Annotated in this window: 13 protein-coding genes and 2 pseudogenes; 8 read left to right on the forward strand and 7 right to left on the reverse strand. The window is 71.6% G+C overall.

Features of this window, described 5'->3' with window-relative positions; all coding sequences use genetic code 11:
- Positions 1-44: 44 nt before the first annotated feature.
- From BLV72_RS43600 to BLV72_RS43610, 3 genes are all read right to left on the reverse strand, one after another.
- On the reverse strand, positions 45-1,073 hold the full coding sequence (locus BLV72_RS43600; protein WP_093469411.1) for an alpha/beta fold hydrolase: 1,029 nt from the start codon (positions 1,071-1,073) through the stop codon (positions 45-47).
- A 130-nt stretch (positions 1,074-1,203) separates the two neighbouring features.
- Positions 1,204-1,758 (reverse strand): DoxX family protein, encoded by a 555-nt coding sequence (locus tag BLV72_RS43605; RefSeq protein ID WP_093469413.1) that lies wholly within the window; start codon positions 1,756-1,758, stop codon positions 1,204-1,206.
- Positions 1,759-1,809: 51 nt separating this feature from the next.
- Complete coding sequence (locus BLV72_RS43610; RefSeq protein WP_244321301.1) at positions 1,810-2,661, reverse strand: polysaccharide deacetylase family protein; 852 nt, start codon at positions 2,659-2,661, stop codon at positions 1,810-1,812.
- Positions 2,662-2,863: 202 nt separating this feature from the next.
- Here BLV72_RS43610 and BLV72_RS43615 point away from each other — a divergent pair, with 202 nt between their 5' ends.
- Complete coding sequence (locus BLV72_RS43615; RefSeq protein ID WP_093469414.1) at positions 2,864-4,474, forward strand: APC family permease; 1,611 nt, start codon at positions 2,864-2,866, stop codon at positions 4,472-4,474.
- On the opposite strand, the gene BLV72_RS43620 is transcribed toward BLV72_RS43615, so the two are convergent.
- A complete protein-coding gene (locus BLV72_RS43620) occupies positions 4,455-7,031 on the reverse strand; it encodes a polysaccharide lyase family 8 super-sandwich domain-containing protein (protein ID WP_093469416.1) in 2,577 nt (858 codons plus the stop codon). The two genes, BLV72_RS43615 and BLV72_RS43620, sit on opposite strands and share 20 nt — an antisense overlap.
- Positions 7,032-7,226: 195 nt before the next feature.
- Here BLV72_RS43620 and BLV72_RS43625 point away from each other — a divergent pair, with 195 nt between their 5' ends.
- The 5 genes and pseudogenes from BLV72_RS43625 to BLV72_RS43645 all read left to right on the forward strand — a co-directional run bounded on the left by BLV72_RS43625 (position 7,227) and on the right by BLV72_RS43645 (position 11,478).
- Positions 7,227-7,895, forward strand: coding sequence for a GntR family transcriptional regulator (locus BLV72_RS43625; RefSeq protein WP_093469417.1), 669 nt, complete (start codon positions 7,227-7,229; stop codon positions 7,893-7,895).
- Between the two features lie 83 nt (positions 7,896-7,978).
- Positions 7,979-8,740 carry a 4-carboxy-4-hydroxy-2-oxoadipate aldolase/oxaloacetate decarboxylase gene (locus tag BLV72_RS43630; RefSeq protein WP_093469419.1) on the forward strand — a complete coding sequence of 254 codons (762 nt, stop codon included), beginning with the start codon at positions 7,979-7,981 and terminating at the stop codon, positions 8,738-8,740.
- Positions 8,737-9,798: a 4-oxalomesaconate tautomerase gene (locus BLV72_RS43635; RefSeq protein ID WP_093469420.1), complete on the forward strand. Its 1,062-nt coding sequence runs from the start codon at positions 8,737-8,739 to the stop codon at positions 9,796-9,798. Before BLV72_RS43630 ends, BLV72_RS43635 begins: the two co-directional genes overlap by 4 nt.
- Positions 9,799-9,965: 167 nt before the next feature.
- Positions 9,966-10,532, forward strand: a pseudogene (locus tag BLV72_RS43640) (MFS transporter); the annotation flags it as partial.
- Between the two features lie 74 nt (positions 10,533-10,606).
- Positions 10,607-11,478 (forward strand): annotated as a pseudogene (locus tag BLV72_RS43645) (triphosphoribosyl-dephospho-CoA synthase).
- A 27-nt stretch (positions 11,479-11,505) separates the two neighbouring features.
- On the opposite strand, the gene BLV72_RS43650 reads toward BLV72_RS43645, so the two are convergent.
- Positions 11,506-12,156, reverse strand: coding sequence for a TetR/AcrR family transcriptional regulator (locus tag BLV72_RS43650; protein WP_093470881.1), 651 nt, complete (start codon positions 12,154-12,156; stop codon positions 11,506-11,508).
- 119 nt (positions 12,157-12,275) lie between these two features.
- A complete protein-coding gene (locus BLV72_RS48540; RefSeq protein ID WP_167746280.1) occupies positions 12,276-12,449 on the reverse strand; it encodes a hypothetical protein in 174 nt (57 codons plus the stop codon).
- Between the two features lie 238 nt (positions 12,450-12,687).
- On the opposite strand from BLV72_RS48540, the gene BLV72_RS43655 reads away from it, so the two are divergent.
- A complete protein-coding gene (locus BLV72_RS43655; protein ID WP_093469422.1) occupies positions 12,688-13,896 on the forward strand; it encodes a glycoside hydrolase family 64 protein in 1,209 nt (402 codons plus the stop codon).
- Positions 13,897-13,914: 18 nt separating this feature from the next.
- Complete coding sequence (locus BLV72_RS43660) at positions 13,915-15,381, forward strand: glycoside hydrolase family 76 protein (RefSeq protein WP_093469423.1); 1,467 nt, start codon at positions 13,915-13,917, stop codon at positions 15,379-15,381.
- 14 nt (positions 15,382-15,395) lie between these two features.
- Here the strand turns inward: BLV72_RS43660 and BLV72_RS43665 are convergent, their stop codons facing one another.
- Positions 15,396-16,304 (reverse strand): NADP-dependent oxidoreductase, encoded by a 909-nt coding sequence (locus tag BLV72_RS43665; protein ID WP_093469425.1) that lies wholly within the window; start codon positions 16,302-16,304, stop codon positions 15,396-15,398.
- Positions 16,305-17,072 lie beyond the last annotated feature (768 nt).

Raw genomic sequence — 17,072 nt, forward strand, 5'->3', positions numbered from 1 at the left:
CCTGCCCCCTTCGGACGTGGCGGCACCAGGCCCGGCGGCGGTGTTCAGCGCCGTCGCAGACCGTCGGCCTCGACCACGGCATCGGCGAAGGCTTCGGGAGCCTCCTGGGGCACATTGTGGCCGATGCCCTTCAGCGTCCGGTGGGCATACGGACCCGAGAACTTGTCCCGATAGGAGGCACCGCCCCCGGCGGGGGTGAAGGGGTCGCGCCCGCCGTCCAGAGTGACCGTGGGCACGTCGATGACGGGACCCTTGGCGAGGCGCCGCTCCAAATCGTCGTACCGGGGATCACCCGCCGCGAGCCCCAGCCGCCAGCGATAGTTGTGGATCACGATGCGGACATAGTCCGGATTCCGGAAGGCGGCGGCGGTGCGCGCGAAGGTGGCGTCGTCGAAGCGCCATGTCGGCGAGTTGAACCGCCAGACGAGCCGCGCCAGTTGGCGCCGGTATTCCGGGTTCTCCAGCCCGAGCACGCCCCGCCGCGTGGCGAAGTAGTACTGATACCACCAGGCCCATTCGACCTTCGGTGGCTGCGGCTGCTTGTTCTTCTCCCGGTTGGTGATCAGATAGCCGGTCACCGAGACCAGGGCCTTGCAGCGCTTGGGCCATAGCGCCGCGACGATGTCGGCCGTCCGCGAGCCCCAGTCGTATCCGGCGAGGATCGCCCGCTCGATCCCGAGGGCGTCCATCAGGGCGAGGAGGTCGAGGGCGAACACCGACTGCTGTCCGTCGCGGAACGTCCGGGGTGACCGAAAGCGCGTCGTCCCATAGCCGCGCAGATACGGGACCACCACCCGATAGCCCTCGGCGGCCAGCAAGGGCGCCACATCGACATAGCTGTGGATGTCATAGGGCCAGCCGTGCAGCAGGACGACCGCGGGGCCATGGGCCGGACCGGCCTCGGCGTAGCCGACGTTCAGCTCCCCGGCCTTGATCTGCCGCAGGGGGGCGAAGGACGTGTGCGGCGCGTCGGCGCCGCTGACGGCCTCCGTCGAGCCGGTGGTCCGGAGGGCGAACGGCGCCCCGACCGCACTCGCGCCCACGATCTTGCCGAAGCTGCGCCTGTTGAACATCCGCACCCTCCACCAGTGCGACCGCTCCCGGGCCCTGGCATCCACCATGGCGCATCGGTGCGACCCACGCACGCCGTACGTCACCTGCCGGAGGGGTGACGAACGAGGGGGTGAGGCTGCGGGGCGCGCCCTACTCGGCGAGCTCCTGTTCGTCGATGAACCCCCGCTCCTCGGCGAGCTCCCGCTCCGAGGTCACCGCGATCCGGCGTCTGATCACCGCGGCCGCCGTGAGCGCGCTCATGGTGAACGCCGTCGCGATCAGCCACGGCTGGTCCAGCGCATGGCGGGTGAGGTGATCGAGCGAGTAGCGGCCGGGCCCTGCGATCCCGAGTGCGGCCGCCGAACATCCCAGCAGGGCGGGGAACTCATAGCCACCGGACTGAGCGAAGAAGCCGGCCGGCGCGTTCACCGACACCGCGCCCGCCATCGTCCCCGCGGCCGCCGCCCCGGCCACGGGAGTGGCGAGGCCGAGCGCGAGCAGCAGCCCACCGCCCGCCTCGCCCAGCCCGGCCGCCAAGGCATTGAGCCGCCCCGGACGGAAACCCATCGCCTCCATGGCCTGGCCGGTACCGTCCAGGCCATCGCCGCCGCACCAGCCGAAGAGCTTCTGCGTGCCGTGCGCGGCCAGGACCCCGCCCACACCGAGGCGCAGTGCGAGCAGTCCGAGATCCTTGCGGTGGTGCATGGGGACTCCTCCGCTCCCGTACGGGCACACCACGGGCGGCCGCCCGGCGTCTCACCCAGTGTCGGTACGCCTCCCGGGGCCCGCTGTCGCTGGTACGCCATCGGAGTGCATCAGCTCCGTCGCGGTGACCGCGCGCAGACCGCGGCCGCGGAGACCGTCGAGGACCGCGGGCAGCGCGGTCAGGGTCCCGGGGTGACCGAAGTGCAGACTGACCACGGAACCGGCGTGGATCTGGCCGAGGATCGTGTCCCGCACCGCCTCCGGCCCCGGATCCTGGAAGTCCTGGGAATCCACGTCGTAGGAGAGGACGTGCGGGTACCCGGCGCGGGCCGCCAGACCGGTCACGAGATCCGTGGCGGTACGGGCCTGCGACGGCCGGAACCAGCTTCCGATGGCCCCGGTGAGGCGGCGCAGCCGGTCGGCGCATTCGGTGATCTCCGCGTACGCCTCGTCGGCGGGCAGTGCGCAGACGGCGCGGTGCCGCATGGTGTGGTTGCCCAGTTCATGGCCGCCGTCCAGGACCCGCCGGGCCAGCTCCGGATGCTCGTCGAGCCAGGTGCCGACGGCGAGCACGGTGACCCGGGCCCCGGCCCGCTCGGCCTCGGACAGCAGCGAGCGGGCGAGCTCCGGGTCGCCCTGGCCGTGGAAGGTGAGGGCCACCGTGTTTCCGCCGCGCGGCCCGTGGGCGATCTGTGGTGGCAGTCCCGGGAAGCGCGTCGGTCCGCGCGGCGCAGCTCCGGCGGGCGTGGCCGCACCGGAGGAGGGCGTCTCGGTGGCACCGGCGGGTCTGGACGATGAGGACAGGGAGTGGTGGCTGCAGCCGACGCCGCACGTCGTGGCCGCCACGGCACCGCTCGCGGACCGCAGGACATCACGGCGGGAGGGAGGGGACACCTGAAGCATGAGAACACGCCCCCGGCCTATATGTGGCGATTTCTCGCTGGTGAGGTGTGTTTTTCCGTCGATCGCCGGGCATGGCCATGAGCTCTCGGCCGCGCAGGGCCATGGGCTCGCACCGAGGTCCGGGGCGCGTCGGGAGTGCCCGTCGGCACGCATGGCACGCTGGGCCTTTGTATGTTCGTGCACCACCGAGGAGACGAGCCACGTGCCGCAGAACCACCCACCGGAGTCCACCGCCGCCCCGGCGGTGCTCGCCGAGGAGCGACGACTCCATAAGGACCTCGGATTCTGGGGCCTGACCGCGATCGGGTTCTCCAACATCCTGGGGTCCGGGTGGCTGTTCGCGGCCCTGTACGCCGCTCAGACCGCCGGCCCCGCCGCCCTGCTGTCCTGGATCGCGGCGGGTGTGCTGTGCGCCCTGATCGCCCTGGTGATGGTGGAGCTCGGCGCCACCCGCCCGGAGGGCGGTGGCACCGTGCGCTGGCCGCTGTACGCCAGCGGACGGCTGGTCGGCACGATGATCGGCTGGTCCGTGCTGCTCTCGGTGGGCGGTACGGCGGCCGAGATCAGCGCGATCATGCAGTACGCCGCGCACTATCTGCCGGGGCTCTACAGTGGCGGCACACTCACCGTCTCGGGACTCGGCGTGGCCGTCGCGCTCAGTGTCGTGCTGACGGTGTGCAACTGGTTCGCCGTGCGGATATTCGCCCGGCTCAACAACCTCATCTCGGTGTTCAAGGTCGTCGTCCCCGTCCTCACCATCGTCGCGCTGTTCCTGTCCGGCACCCATTCCGGACGCCTCACGGATCACGGCGGTTTCGCGCCGTACGGGTACGCGGCCTGCCTCACCGCGCTGGCCGGTGGCGGCATCGTGTACTCCGTCAACGGCTTCCAGGCGCCGCTCGACTTCTCCGGCGAGGCCCGCAACCCGCGCCGTACCGTACCGGCCGCGGTGCTCACCGGCATCGGCCTCGCCGTGCTGGTCTACCTCGGGCTCCAGCTGGCCTTCCTGTTCACGGTGCCCGAGTCGCTGCTGGGCCACGGCTGGAAGGGCGTCAACTTCGAGTCGCCCTTCGGGCAGCTCGCCCTGGTGCTCAACCTCCACTGGCTGGCCACGCTGCTCTACGCCGACGCGGTGATCTCACCGGGCGGATCGGCCTATGTGGGCGTGGCCATCGACGCCCGCCACACCTATGCCCTGGCCAAGAACGGGCTGCTGCCCCGCTTCTTCATGCGCATCCACCCCCGGTCCGGAGTGGCGCGCCGGGCGCTGTTGCTCAACCTGGCGGTCATCGTCGTCTTCATGCTGCCGTTCGGCGGCTGGCAGGACATCGTGAGCGTGATGGGCGATATGTATCTGCTGATCTACGCGGCCTCGGCGGTCGCCGTCGCGGCCTTCCGGGCACACGACCGCGAGCGGGGAGTGACGCGGGCCGAGGGCCGGGTGCCGGGGGTGCGCTGGATCGCACCGGTGAGCTTCGTGGTGGCCAGCGAGTTCGTCTACTGGTCGGGCTGGCACGATCTGCGGCTCGCGCTGCCCTTCGTGCTGGTCGGCGCGGTGTTGTTCCTGTTGCAGCGTCGTGAGGACGGCGGCGCGTCCCTGGGGGAGGAGCTGCGGCGCGGCGCCTGGCTGGTCTTCCATCTGGCCGCGCTGACCGTGCTGTCGTGGCTCGGTACCTTCGGCGGTTCCGCCCGTCTCCCGGCGCCGTACGACACCGTGGTGGTGGGTGTCCTCGCCCTCGCCGTGTTCGTGTGGGCGGTCCGCGCGGGCGCCCGGCACCTGCGCACCTCGCAGGTCAGCGCAGCGTCGCCGTGAAGCTCCGGCCGTAGGCGTGGCAGGTGGTGACGACGATCCGGGTGCCGCCGGGCACCGGGCCCACCCGGACCCCGTCGTCCGCCGCGACGGCCCGCATCCCGCGGCCCCGGATGACGACCGAGACCGTGTCGCGCTCGGTGGTCGGATCGGACACCGCGATCGCCAAGGCGCCGTCCCGGGCCTCCCGCAGGAGCACCGAGCCCGGTCCGCGCACCGACAGCCGTCCGGCGCGATGGGTGCCGGGGGTGAAGGCGTTGAGCGCGGTGATCCGCAGCCCCCGGTGGGCCACGGCCTGCAGCCGGGTGGTGTTGGCCAGGACGGCGAGTGGCCGATGGGCGTAGGCGCCCAGTTGGCGTTCGGTGGCGTTCGGGACGAGGGCGTACGCCATCGAGGTGTGCGGCGCCCCGGTCGGCCGCTCCACCGTGACGGCGAAGAGCTGTTTGGTCACCGGGAGGTCGGGGTTGGCGAGGCGGACGGCGCGGCGGCTGCGGGTGACGGTGTCGAGCGTGACCGCGGGCGGTGGCCCGTCGAGGAAGACATAACCGACCGAGGTGGCCCGGGTGGCATTGGCGTACCGCAGCCAGGCGAGCGGGGCCGTGCCGGTGCCGGACCAGGGCGCACCGCCGCGGAGCCGCCCGGTGAGGGCGAGGGTGTCCGAGGGCGCGGCGATCCGGGTGTCCAGGGTGGTCGTCACCGCGCGGCCGGCGGCGTCGCCGACCCCCGCGGCCAGCACCACGATCTCGTCGTCGAACAGGAACCACGACTTGGTGCCATCGGCGTTGCGGTACACCACGAAGTCGTCGGGGAGGTCGCCCGCCTGCTTCGCGGCGTACGCCACGTCGTCCGACTGGACGAGCCCCACCACTCCGTACGCGCCCAGGGCGGCGCCACCGGAGAACGGGTGGGTGCCGCGAGGGAAGTAGACATAGGTGTTCTGCGCCTCCGACGAGGAGGTGAAGCCACGTTCCGGGTTGTCGTACCAGAGCGTGCCGTAGAGCTCGGGGACGGTGCGGCGGGTCTCCACGGGGGCGGTGACACCGGCGAGGCGGTGGGGCGGGACGGTGGTGAGGTAGTCGATGCCGAACGCCTGGGTCTGGTCCTGGCCGGAGAGATACAGATGGTGGGCGCCGTCCCCCTGGAACCAGGGCATCAGGTTCTCGCCGCTCATGTACTCGTACCGGCTGATCCTGGAGGAGCTGCGGGCCAGGGCGAAGGCATAGCCGGGGCGCCGGTGGACGGTTCTGTCCATCGCGTTGAACGCGACATGGCGTTCGTCGGGGCCGAGGTCCCGTGCCGGGATCGAGGAGTCGGCGAGGATGTCGGTGTAGTGGGCGATGCTCACCGGGGACACGAACGCCGCAGGGTCGAGCGTGGCCTTCGAGGTCTGCCGCAGATACGAGACATAGCCCTTCAGTGCCGTGGCGTCGGCGCCGGTGGCATGGGCGGACAGACCCACCACGGCCTCCACCACCTCGGCCGCGTCGGCGTACCCCGTCGCCGGGCGGGACACCCCGCGCCCCTTGACGATCTCCATCAGCCAGCCCTCGAAGATCAGCGGTGCGAAGCCGTCCACCACCCACCCCTGGGCGACGCGGACCAGCCGGTCATCGGTGGTGTAGCCGGTGCCGTCGAGCATCTTGATGGTCTGCACGACGCGGGTGAGCAGTCCCTTGCCGTAGGAGCCCGTGTAGGCCACGGACGCGTGCTGGATGAAGGAGCCGTCGGCGTAGAAGCCGTCGGTGACACCGTGCCGCAGCTCGTACGGGTCGATCGTGGCCAGGATCGTCAGCTGGTCGGCGATGGCCTTGGTGATCCGGGCGTCGTCGCCGAGCACGGCCCCTTGGAGGATGCGGTTGGTGGTGATGTCGGCGAGGTTGGCGCCGGTGTGGAAGCGTGAGTCGAGGTCGACGTCACCGGCCTTGCCATTGCGCAGATACGCGTCCATCGAGGCGACGTAGGTGGCGGCCAGCTCGGGCCGGTACGCGGCGAGTTCGTCCGCGAGCAGCGCCAGGATCTTGCTGACGTGGGTGGAGATGCCGATCTCCCAGGTGAACCAGTTGCCGTAGTAGCCCTTCGACTGGTCGCCGTAATAGTGCTCATGGAGCCATATCAGGCCGTCGATGACGCGCCGCTGGACACCGGTGTCACCGGGCAGCCCGGACGGTGTGCCGCCTTCCGGTGTGCGGGTGGCGAGGGCGATCTCGTAGAGGTACTGGAACGAGGTGATCAGGTTGGGATCGCTCGTGCCCAGGGCCAGGCCCTGGAAGAGCTCGCCCTGCCCGGCGCGGTCCATCGCGGTGAGCCGGGAGCGGGCGGTCGCGGCGATGGCGGCGAGTTTGGCGCGCACCTCGGGACGGGCGCCTGTCTCCCGCGTTCCGGCGAAGACGGCCACGGTGTTGTCGATCAGCCGGGTGTGAGCGGCCCCGGACGCTTCACCGGCCGCTGTTCCGCCGGGTGCGGCCGGACGTCCCGCCGCTCGTGCGCGCAGCGGCAAGGCCATGGCCGACAGGGCGGCGGCCGGGAGCGTGGAGACGAGGGCACGACGCGAGAGAGGCACGGGCACGCTCCAACGGTCGACGGGGTCCGATGGGGAACCGCCGCACCATTCAAGCAACCCCGGCTTCCCCTGTCACGAGACCGGAATCGGGGGACTGCGGGCGGGTTTATGTCGCCAATATAGGCAACAGAATCGTTGACAATCTTGTTGGCCTAGATTTACCTTCGACAGGCACTCACTCAGGGAGGGCACAGGATGCCGAAGGAAGCTCGTCCAGGCACCGGAGAGCAGGCCAAGCAGCATGCGATGGAGCAGCTGCGGCAGGCGATTTTGCGCGGGGAGATGGCACCGGCCCAGCGGCTGGTGGAGAACGAGCTCGCCGAGCAATTCGATGTGACACGGGCGAGCATCCGCGCGGCGCTGATCGATCTGGCGTCCGAGGGGCTGGTCGAGCGGATCCGCAACCGTGGTTCACGGGTGCGGGTGGTGAGCGTGGAGGAGGCCGTGGCCATCACCGAATGCCGCATGGTCCTGGAAGGGCTGTGCGCCGCCAAGGCGGCCGTCGAGGCCAGTGAGGAGCAGCTGACCGAGCTGGCCGACCTGGGCACGGCGATGTCCAAGGCGGTCGCCGGCGGCGAACCGCTGACCTACTCCGACCTCAACCACCGACTGCACGCCCGCATCCGGGAGATCTCCGGTCAGCAGGTGGCGGTGGAGCTGCTGGAGCGGCTCAACGCACAGCTGGTGCGCCATCGGTTCCAGCTCGCGCTGCGGCCGGGGCGTGCCCAGCGGTCCCTGGGTGAACACCTGGCCGTGATCGAAGCGATCAGGGCCAGGGACCCACAGGCGGCCGAAGCGGCCGTCCGTGCCCACCTCACCAGTGTGATCGACGCCTTGAGCGAAGCGCCGGCGTCGACGCCGTGAGCACATGACGCCGTGAGCATTCACGACGCGGGGCTCGCGCCGCGGGGTGGGTCACCGACCTGTCCAGCAAGGAGATATCAGCAATGACGCACGGTAACGCGGGCGACGCGCCCGCTGCCGCACGGCCGGCCGGTGTGATCGTCACCGATCCGCCACGCGCCGGGGCCGAGCACGTGGACGCCCTGCGGGGGTACGGCGTGGCCACGGTGCACGAGGCCATGGGCCGCACCGGATGCCTCGGCCCCGGGCTGCGCCCCGTCCAGCAGGACGTGCGCATCGCGGGCACCGCGGTCACGGCGCTGTGCCGGCCCGGCGACAACCTGATGATCCACGCCGCGGTCGAGCAGTGCGCCGAGGGCGACATCCTCGTCGTCGCCACCACCTCGCCGTCCACGGACGGCATGTTCGGCGAGCTCTTCGCCACCGCGCTCCACCACCGCGGCGTCCGCGGCCTGGTCATCGACGCCGGGGTGCGCGACACCGCCGAACTGCGCGCGATGGGCTTCCCCGTCTGGTCGGCCGCCGTGTGCGCACAGGGCACCGTCAAGGCCACGGCCGGATCCGTCAACGTGCCCGTGGTGGTGGGCGGGCAGTGCATACGTCCCGGCGATGTGATCCTCGCCGACGACGACGGGGTGATGTGCGTACCACGTGAGTCGGCCGCCACGGCCGTCGAGGCGTCGAAGGCCCGCACCGCGAAGGAGGAGGCCACCCGGGCCGCCTTCGCCGAGGGTCAACTGGGCCTGGACCGCTACGGGTTGCGGGAGACCCTCGACCGGCTCGGGGTGCGGTACCGGCCGTACGCCGAGCACGCCGGACACGCCCACGGCGGGGCCGCCTCATGAGCGGGCCGGAGGAGGTGCGCTGCATGCTGATGCGCGGCGGCACCTCCAAGGGCGCCTATTTCCTCGCGGAGGACCTGCCGTCCGACCCCGGCGCCCGTGACGATCTGCTGCTGCGGATCATGGGCAGCCCCGATCCACGGCAGATCGACGGCCTCGGCGGAGCCCATCCCCTCACCAGCAAGGTGGCCGTCGTCTCCGCCTCCCGGGATCCGGACACCGACGTCGACTATCTGTTTCTGCAGATCGGTGTGGACCGGGCCGAGGTCTCCGACCGGCAGAACTGCGGCAACCTCCTGGCCGGGGTCGGCCCCTTCGCCGTGGAACGTGGCCTGGTCAAAGCCCGGGACGGGCGGACACCGGTGCGGATCAGGATGGTCAACAGCGGCGACCACGCAACCGTGACCGTTCCCACCCCGGACCGGCGCGTCGACTACACCGGTTCGGGCGAGATCTCGGGCGTACCGGGATCCGCCGCCCCGCTGGTGATCGGCTTCCAGCAGGGCAGCGGACCTCTGCTGCCCACCGGCCACGCCCGCGACGCCATCGACGGCACCCCGGTGACCTGCGTGGACAACGGCATGCCGACCGTACTGATCGCCGCGTCCGCCCTGAACGTCACCGGCTACGAGGACCCCGGCGAGCTGGAGGCGGACACGGTGCTCGGTGCCCGGCTCCAGGAGATCCGGTTGGCGGCCGGCCGGTTGATGGGCCTGGGCGATGTCAGCGCCACGACCGTGCCCAAGCTCAGCCTGCTGGCCCCGCCCGCGCACGGTGGCACCGTGATGACCCGCACCTTCATCCCGGTCCGCTGCCACACGGCGATCGGCGTCCTGGGGGCCGCCAGTGTCGCCGCCGGGCTGTGCGTCGAGGGAAACGTCGGCGAGGACGTGGCCCGGCTTCCGGCGACGGGGGAGCGGCTGCGTATCGAACACCCCACCGGCTTCCTGGACATCGACACGGCCGTGGACAACGGAGCCAGTCCCGTGGCACGGGGTACGGCGGTCGTGCGCACCGCGCGGAAGATCTTCGACGGCACGGTCTTTCCCCGACCCGCCTGATCCGGCGGCCGGTCGCGGCCGCCTTCATCTCTCCTCCTCGGCACCACCATGCCCTCCCCCGTCACGCCCCCGTTCCCCAACCCAACCGCCCATCGCAAGGAGTCGCCGATGACCCCGCCGCTCGGGGACATCGCCCACCTCGGGCATGTCGAGCTGCTCACCCGTGCGCCTCCTTCGGCGGGTTGCTTCTCGTCTACGGCGTCAGCACCTGGCTACCGACCATGATGCGAGGGCAGGGGTATGAACTCGGCTCCGCCCTGGCCTTCCTCATCGTCATCAACCTCGGTGGCATCGTCGGCATGCTGGTGGCCGGACGTATCGCCGACCGCTTCGGCGCCGCCCGTGTCGCGGCCGTCTGGTTCGGCTGCACCGCCATCGGCATCTATCTGCTGGGCGTCCATATGCCGCTGGCGCTCACCTACCTCGTGGTCTTCCTCACCGGTCTGTGGCTCTTCAGCGCCCAGACCATGGTCTACGCGACCGTCGCGGGACGCTCCACCGCCGAGAACCGCGCCACCGCTGTCGGCTGGACCTCCGGTATGGGCCGCTTCGGCGCGGTCTTCGGGCCCTGGCTCGGTGGCCGGCTCGTCGCCCACGAGGCGCAGGACTGGGGCTTCACCGTGTTCGCCGCCACCGCACTGTTCGCCACCGTCATGATCGGTCTCACCGGCTCGCGTACCGTGCGGCGCACCCCGCGGGGCGGCACCGCACGGTACGTGTCCACCACGGGCTGACCGCGCCGCACAGCGGGGCCACAGGAACGTCCCATCTCTTCGAAAGGTTCGCCCGCTAGCCTCCGGGCATGCCCATGACGCGCTTTACGGACGAGGGACTGGCACGGGTCGCCGTGCTCGCCCTGATCGCCCAGGCGGAGCTGACGCCCAAACCGGGCCTCGCCGACACCCGCGATCTGCAGGCCCGCGCCACCGGCGCGGATCTGCTCGCACTGCGCTGGTCGGCCAAGGCGCTGGCGCCCGGGTTCGCGGCCATGGCCGCCGCCGCCCGCCGTCCCGGGGAGCCGTCCCGGGCGCTGCGCGAGGAGCTGGGTGCGATCGGCCGCTGCGCCGAGTGGACGATGGCGCGGGCCGGTGGCGGCGCGGCCACCGGCCCCCTTCACCATGGCGCGCTGTGGGTGGTGGGCCTGCTGGTGGCGGCCGCCGCGCTGCGGCCCGGTGCCGGGCCAGGTGAGGTGACCGCCACCGCCAAGCGGATCGCTGACCACCCCGACCGCGGCGCACCGCGCCGGCCCTCACCGGGCTCGCAGGTCTCCGCCACCTATGGGGCGCCGGGGGTGCGCGGTGAGGCACGGGCCGCGTTTCCCCATGTGCGCCGCGCCCTGGACGCCCTGTCCCGGGCGCGCGCTGCGGGGCCACCGAGAGCCAGGCGCGCCTGGACGCGCTGCTCACCGTGATGAGCACCCTCCAGGACACCGGCCCGCTCTACCGGGCGGGCCCGCCGGGCCTCCGACGGGTCAAGGAGGGGGCGCATACCGTGCTCGAGGCGGGTGGCGCCGCAACGCCCGAGGGAGCCGCCGCCCTGGCCGTGCTGGACGCTGACCTCCGTGAGCTGGGCATCGCACCACGCGGAAGCGCCGCACTGCTCGCGGGAGCCCTGTTCCTGGACGGTCTCCCAGCGCACGGTCTCCCGGCACCGGCGGTCACGGCCCCGCCGATGCGGTGACTCCGTCCGGGCCGGTGTTTGCCGGGGTCAGTCGTTCGCCGGTGGAGTCAGGCCGTGGCGGTGGAGGAAGGCGTCCACGAGCCGGTCGGTGAACTCCTGGCCCACCGGCTCGTCGGTCACCAGTACCCGGTAGTAGAGGGGGCCGGTGAGCTGGTCGGTCTCGGCCGTCAGGTCCAGACCGGGCGGCAACTCCCCGCGCGCCATGGCCCGTTCGAGTGGGAGGCGGTCGCGGCGGCGCTGGTCGTCGAGGTACCGGGACCGGAAGTCCCGGCCGAACGCCGGATCGTGCTGCGCCTGGGCGACCAGTGCCTTGAAGACCGCGCCGGCGTCGGAGGCGCTGAGGAACCCGGCCAGGTCGCCCAGATAGCTGCGCAGATCCAGGGCGAGATCACCGCGGTCGCGCACGGGCAGATCCTCGGCCACATCCTGGAGGAAGGCGTCCATGAGGACGTCGGTCTTGGTGCTCCACCAGCGGTAGATCGTCTGCTTGGCGACCCCGGCCCGGGTGGCGATCCCCTCCATGGTGACGCCCGCGAAACCCTTCTCGGCCAGCAGATCGTCCGCCGCGTTCAGCACCGCCAGCCGGGCCTGCTCGCTGCGCCCGTGCCGATTGCCGTGGTGGCGTGGTGCCGGTCGGCCGGTGCCGCTCGTCCCGGCGGTCTGTGTCGCGCGTGCCATCTCGCCTCCCCGGTCAGGATAGCCGCAGCCCATGACTGCTCCGCGCGCCCGCACGGCTGGGCCCGCCGACCGGTGGGACATGACCGGCAGGCGGGCCCGGGCGCCGAGAGGGGTGGTGGCTAATCCCACCGTTCCCCTTCGGCCTGTGAAGGAGTCGTCCTCTGTACATCGGGGTGGCCGGTGTCCTGCTCGTCGTCGCGCTCGCCCTCGGCCTGTGAGGGGGTCGTCCACGGCACGTCCGGGTGGCCGGTTTCCCGTTTGCGTTCGGTGTGGGAGGGGGCCGGCTCGGTCATGTGATGCCTCCGCTCCTAGTGCGGACGATGCCGATTTTACCCCTGAATGTCCAGGTTGGTGCAGTGCGACCGAGTCGGCGGGTGTCCATGCCCTGATGTCGATCGTGATGTCGGTATGTACATGAGTATGTCTAGACCAGTGTCATGTTCACTGTCATGATGACCCCGCACCCCTCAGCACCATGAGCCCCCCATTCCCCCCGCTGACGCGGCCGTCTGGCCGCGCGAGAGGTGATGTATGTCCAGACGCGTCTCCACCCGACTCCGGACCCTGCCCTGCTGGGCATCAGCCCTGCTGCTCGCCCTGGGCATGACCGCGCTGGCCCCCGAGGCGTCCGCCCGGTCGGCCGTGCCGAGCACGATCCCGCTGAAGTTCACCAACAACTCCGGGCGCGGCGACCAGATCTACGTCTATACGATCGGCACCCTGCTCTCGACCGGCCGGCAGGGCTGGGCCGACGCCTCCGGGACCTTCCACCCCTGGCCGGCCGGCGGCAACCCGCCGACCCCGGCCCCCGACGCGTCGATCGCCGGTCCGACCAACGGCCAGGCCCTGACAATCCGCATCCCGAAGCTCTCCGGCCGGGTCTACTTCTCCTACGGCCAGAAGCTGGACTTCCGGCTCACCACCGGCGGCCTGGTGCAGCCCGCCGTGCAGAACCCCTCAGATCCCAACAGGAACATCCTGTTCAACTGGAGCGAGTTCACCCTCGACGACTCCGGCCTGTACATCAACAGCACCCAGGTCGACATGTTCTCCGCGCCCTACGCGGTGGGCGTGCAGGGCGCCGACGGCGGCGTGAAGAGCGCCGGCCACCTCAAGCCCGGCGGCTACAACGGCGTCTTCAACGCACTTCGCGCCCAGCCCGGCGGCTGGGCGGGCCTCATCCAGACCCGCCCGGACGGCACCCTCCTGCGGGCCCTCGCGCCCGGGCACGGCATCGAGGCGGGCGGCCTGCCCGCGAACACGATGGACAACTACATCAACCGGGTGTGGCAGAAGTACACCAGCTCCACCCTGACGGTCACGCCCTTCGCCGACCGGCCGAACACCAAGTACTTCGGGCGGGTCTCCGGCGACGTCATGAACTTCACCAACGGCGCCGGAGCCGTGGTCACCAGCTTCCAGAAGCCGGACTCCGACTCCGTCTTCGGCTGCTACAAGCGCCTCGACGCACCCAACGACCAGGTGCGCGGCCCGATTTCGCGGACCCTGTGCGCCGGCTACAACCGCACGACCCTGCTCACCAACTCCAACCAGCCCGACACCAGTGGCGCCGGGTTCTACACCGACGCCGTGACCAACCACTACGCGCGGGCGATCCACGCCCAGATGGCCGACGGCAAGGCATACGCCTTCGCCTTCGACGACGTCGGCCAGCACGAGTCGCTCGTCCACGACGGCAATCCGCAGCAGGCGTCCATCACCCTGGACCCCTTCAACTAGACCGGCAGGAGGCACGGCATGAGACGCACCAGACCGCTGCGCACCCGCCTGGCCGCCCTCGCCACCGGAGCACTCGCCCTGCTGGCCCCGCAATTCCTCCCGGCCACGGCCGAGGCGGCGCCGTCCGCCCCCATCTGCAACACATACTGCGACGCCCGTGACCCGGCGCTCGCCCCGCAGGGCCGCAACCCCGTCACCACCAGCCTCTTCTCCCGCTCCATCGCCCTGCACTTCGACGACGCCGACGCGATGGGCTGGGCGTCCATCGACAACGGCAGCCCCGGTGACGAGGTGTGGCTGGACCGCTCGTTCGACGGCGGCCGGAGCTGGTCCTCGGGCAGCCGCCTCGGCAACACCGCCATCCCGTCCGGACAGCGGGGCTGGCGCACCCTCATGTACAACGTGGACGACTGGGGCGCCCATGGCGTCGGCGCGCTGCGGGCCTGCGGCAAGGCCGGTGACCGCCCCGACATCGCCTGTACGCCCTGGGCCCGTACGACCTGGAACGCGTGGGACCGCCGCACGGCCGCCGCCACCGCGCAGATGGCGTTCTACTCGTACGGGACCGGGCTGTTCTCCACCACCGGCTGGTGGAACTCGGCCAACGCCCTGACGGCCGTCATCGACAACATCCGCGTCTCGGGCATGCACAGCTATGAATACGCGATCGCCCGCACCTATGACCTCAACCTCGGTGCGCAGGGCGGGCAGTTCCGCAACGACTACATCGACGACACCGGCTGGTGGGGTCTGGCCTGGGTGGCGGCCTACGACCTCACCGGGGACTCCCGCTATCTCGCCACCGCCCGCGCCGACGCCGACTACATGGCCTCCTACTGGGACTCCACCTGTGGCGGCGGTGTGTGGTGGAGCACCGCGAAGACCTACAAGAACGCCATCGCCAACTCCCTCTACCTCCAGCTCAACGCAGCCCTGCACAACCGGATCCCCGGCGACACCGCCTATCTCCAGCGGGCGAAGGCGGAGTGGGGCTGGTTCCAGGGCACCGGCATGGTGAACGGCTCGAACCTGGTCAACGACGGCATCGACCTGGGCAGCTGCAAGAACAACGGTCAACCGGTCTGGTCCTACAACCAGGGCGTACTGCTCGGCGGTCTCACCGAGCTGTACAAGGCCACCGGCGACGGTGCCGTGCTGGACACGGCCCGCCGCATCGGCACCGCCGCCACCACGTCGTCCCAGCTCAACACGGCCGACGGCATCCTCAAGGACCCCTGCGAGACCGGCGACTGCGGTGCCGACGGCCCGTCCTTCAAGGGCGCCCATGTGCGGGGGCTGGCGAAGCTGGACGCGGCCCTGCCCGACCACCCCTTCACGGCGTATCTCAAACGACAGGCGGACCGCGCCTACGCCGCCGACCGCAACGCCCTGGACCAGTACGGACTGCGCTGGTCAGGACCGCTGGACAAGACCGACGCGGCGCGACAGCACAGCGCACTCGACCTGATGAACGCGGCCCCCTAGACCCGGGGCGCCCATCAGGGCCGCAGAACGAGCTTGCCGCGGCTGTGGCCGGTCTCGCTCTGCTCATGGGCTTCGGCGGCGTCCGCGAGCGGGAAGCTGCGCACGACGGGCAGCCGCAGCCCGCCCTCCGCGGCGAGCCGAGCGTAGTCGGCGATGGCCTCCAGGGGGCGGTTGCCGCCGCCTCCGGAGAAGGTGACACCGAGATCGGCGGCCGCGGGGTCGGCGATGGTGACGATGCGGTCGGTCGTGCCGCCCCGCAGCTCGATCGAGACGGGCAGGGCGCCCTGGCCGGCCGCGTCGTAGACGGCGTCGACGCCATTCGGAGCCACGGCGCGCACCCGCTCGGCCAGACCCTCGCCGTACGCCACGGGGATCGCGCCGAGCGAGCGCAGATAGTCGTGGTTGGCGGGGGAGGCGGTGCCGATGACGGTGGCGCCCCGGGCCACCGCGAGCTGGACGCCGACCCCGCCGACCGCACCGGCGGCCCCGTGCAGCAGCAGGGTCTCGCCTTCCGCGAGCCGCAGGAGGTCGAGGACGCGTGCCGAGGTCTCGGTGGCCACGGGCAGCGCGGCGGCCGTCTCCCAGTCGAGCCCGGCCGGTTTGGGCGCGACATCGGTGGCCAGGGCGTACGGGGCGTAGGCACCGGTGTCCGTCCAGCCCAGCACCTCGTCGCCCACCGACCAATCGGTGACCCCCTCGCCGACCTCGTCGACGACCCCGGCCGCCTCCGTACCGGGGATCGCGGGGAAAGCGGCCGGGCCCATCTGCGGCATCCAGCCACGGCGGATCTTGTAGTCGATCGGGTTCACGGCGGCGGCCATGACCTTCAGCCGTACCTGCCCGGGACCCGGATGGGGCTCCTCCGTCTCCTTCAGCCGCAGCACCTCGGGGCCGCCGTACTCCTCGTAGACGATCGCCTTCATAGCTCTCACTCCCGTCAGCCCCGTCAAGAGGGCGTTTGTACCGACAACGCCATCCTCGGACGGGACATGCCCCTTCCCGGCCCGGTCCTTCGGCCGGTTCCACCCGGCCGAAGGACCGGCCGGGGCCGCGAAGTGGGCCCATAGCCGGATCGGTGGCGGCCCCCGAATCCTGTGGGACCTGGTGACCGCGCACCGCGACCGGATGGCGGCGGAGGCGGTCCCCGGGACGCCGGCCCAGTCGCGGGCCGCCGCCGCGGCGCGGGCCACCGCCATCGCCGAGCTCGTGGACGCCCACGGAGCCGCAGTGTCCGCCCTGCTCGGCGTGTTGCGCCGGCGCGCTCTGGACGACGCGACCGCCCGGGCCCGCGCGGTGGATCTCGCCGTCACCGCACTGGCCGAGCTGCGTGACCGCGCCGACCGGGATCAGGCGCTGGTGGAGGAGCCGGCCGGTGACGCCTTCGCCCGGCTCGCCGAGTCACTCCGCCCGGAACTGCGCGGCCTGGCCGTACGGCTGGACCTGGGCCCGCCCGGTACGGAGGAGGGCGCGGACCGGCTGCTCCCCGCCGATGTGGCCAATGCGGCCCGCGCGGTGGTGCGGGCCGTGGTGCACGCGATGCTCGACGAGCAGGGACCGGGCCAGGACGGCGCGCCGCATCCGGTGCGCCGCGTCCACGGCGGCTGGAAGGTCGGCGACGGCGAGCTGCGCGTCACCGTACGGGACGACGGCCCCGGCGTCCTGCGGCGGACCGGAAGCTGGGGGTCACCTCG

The organism is Streptomyces melanosporofaciens (genome assembly GCF_900105695.1).
GTDB classification, from domain to species: Bacteria; Actinomycetota; Actinomycetes; order Streptomycetales; family Streptomycetaceae; genus Streptomyces; species Streptomyces antimycoticus.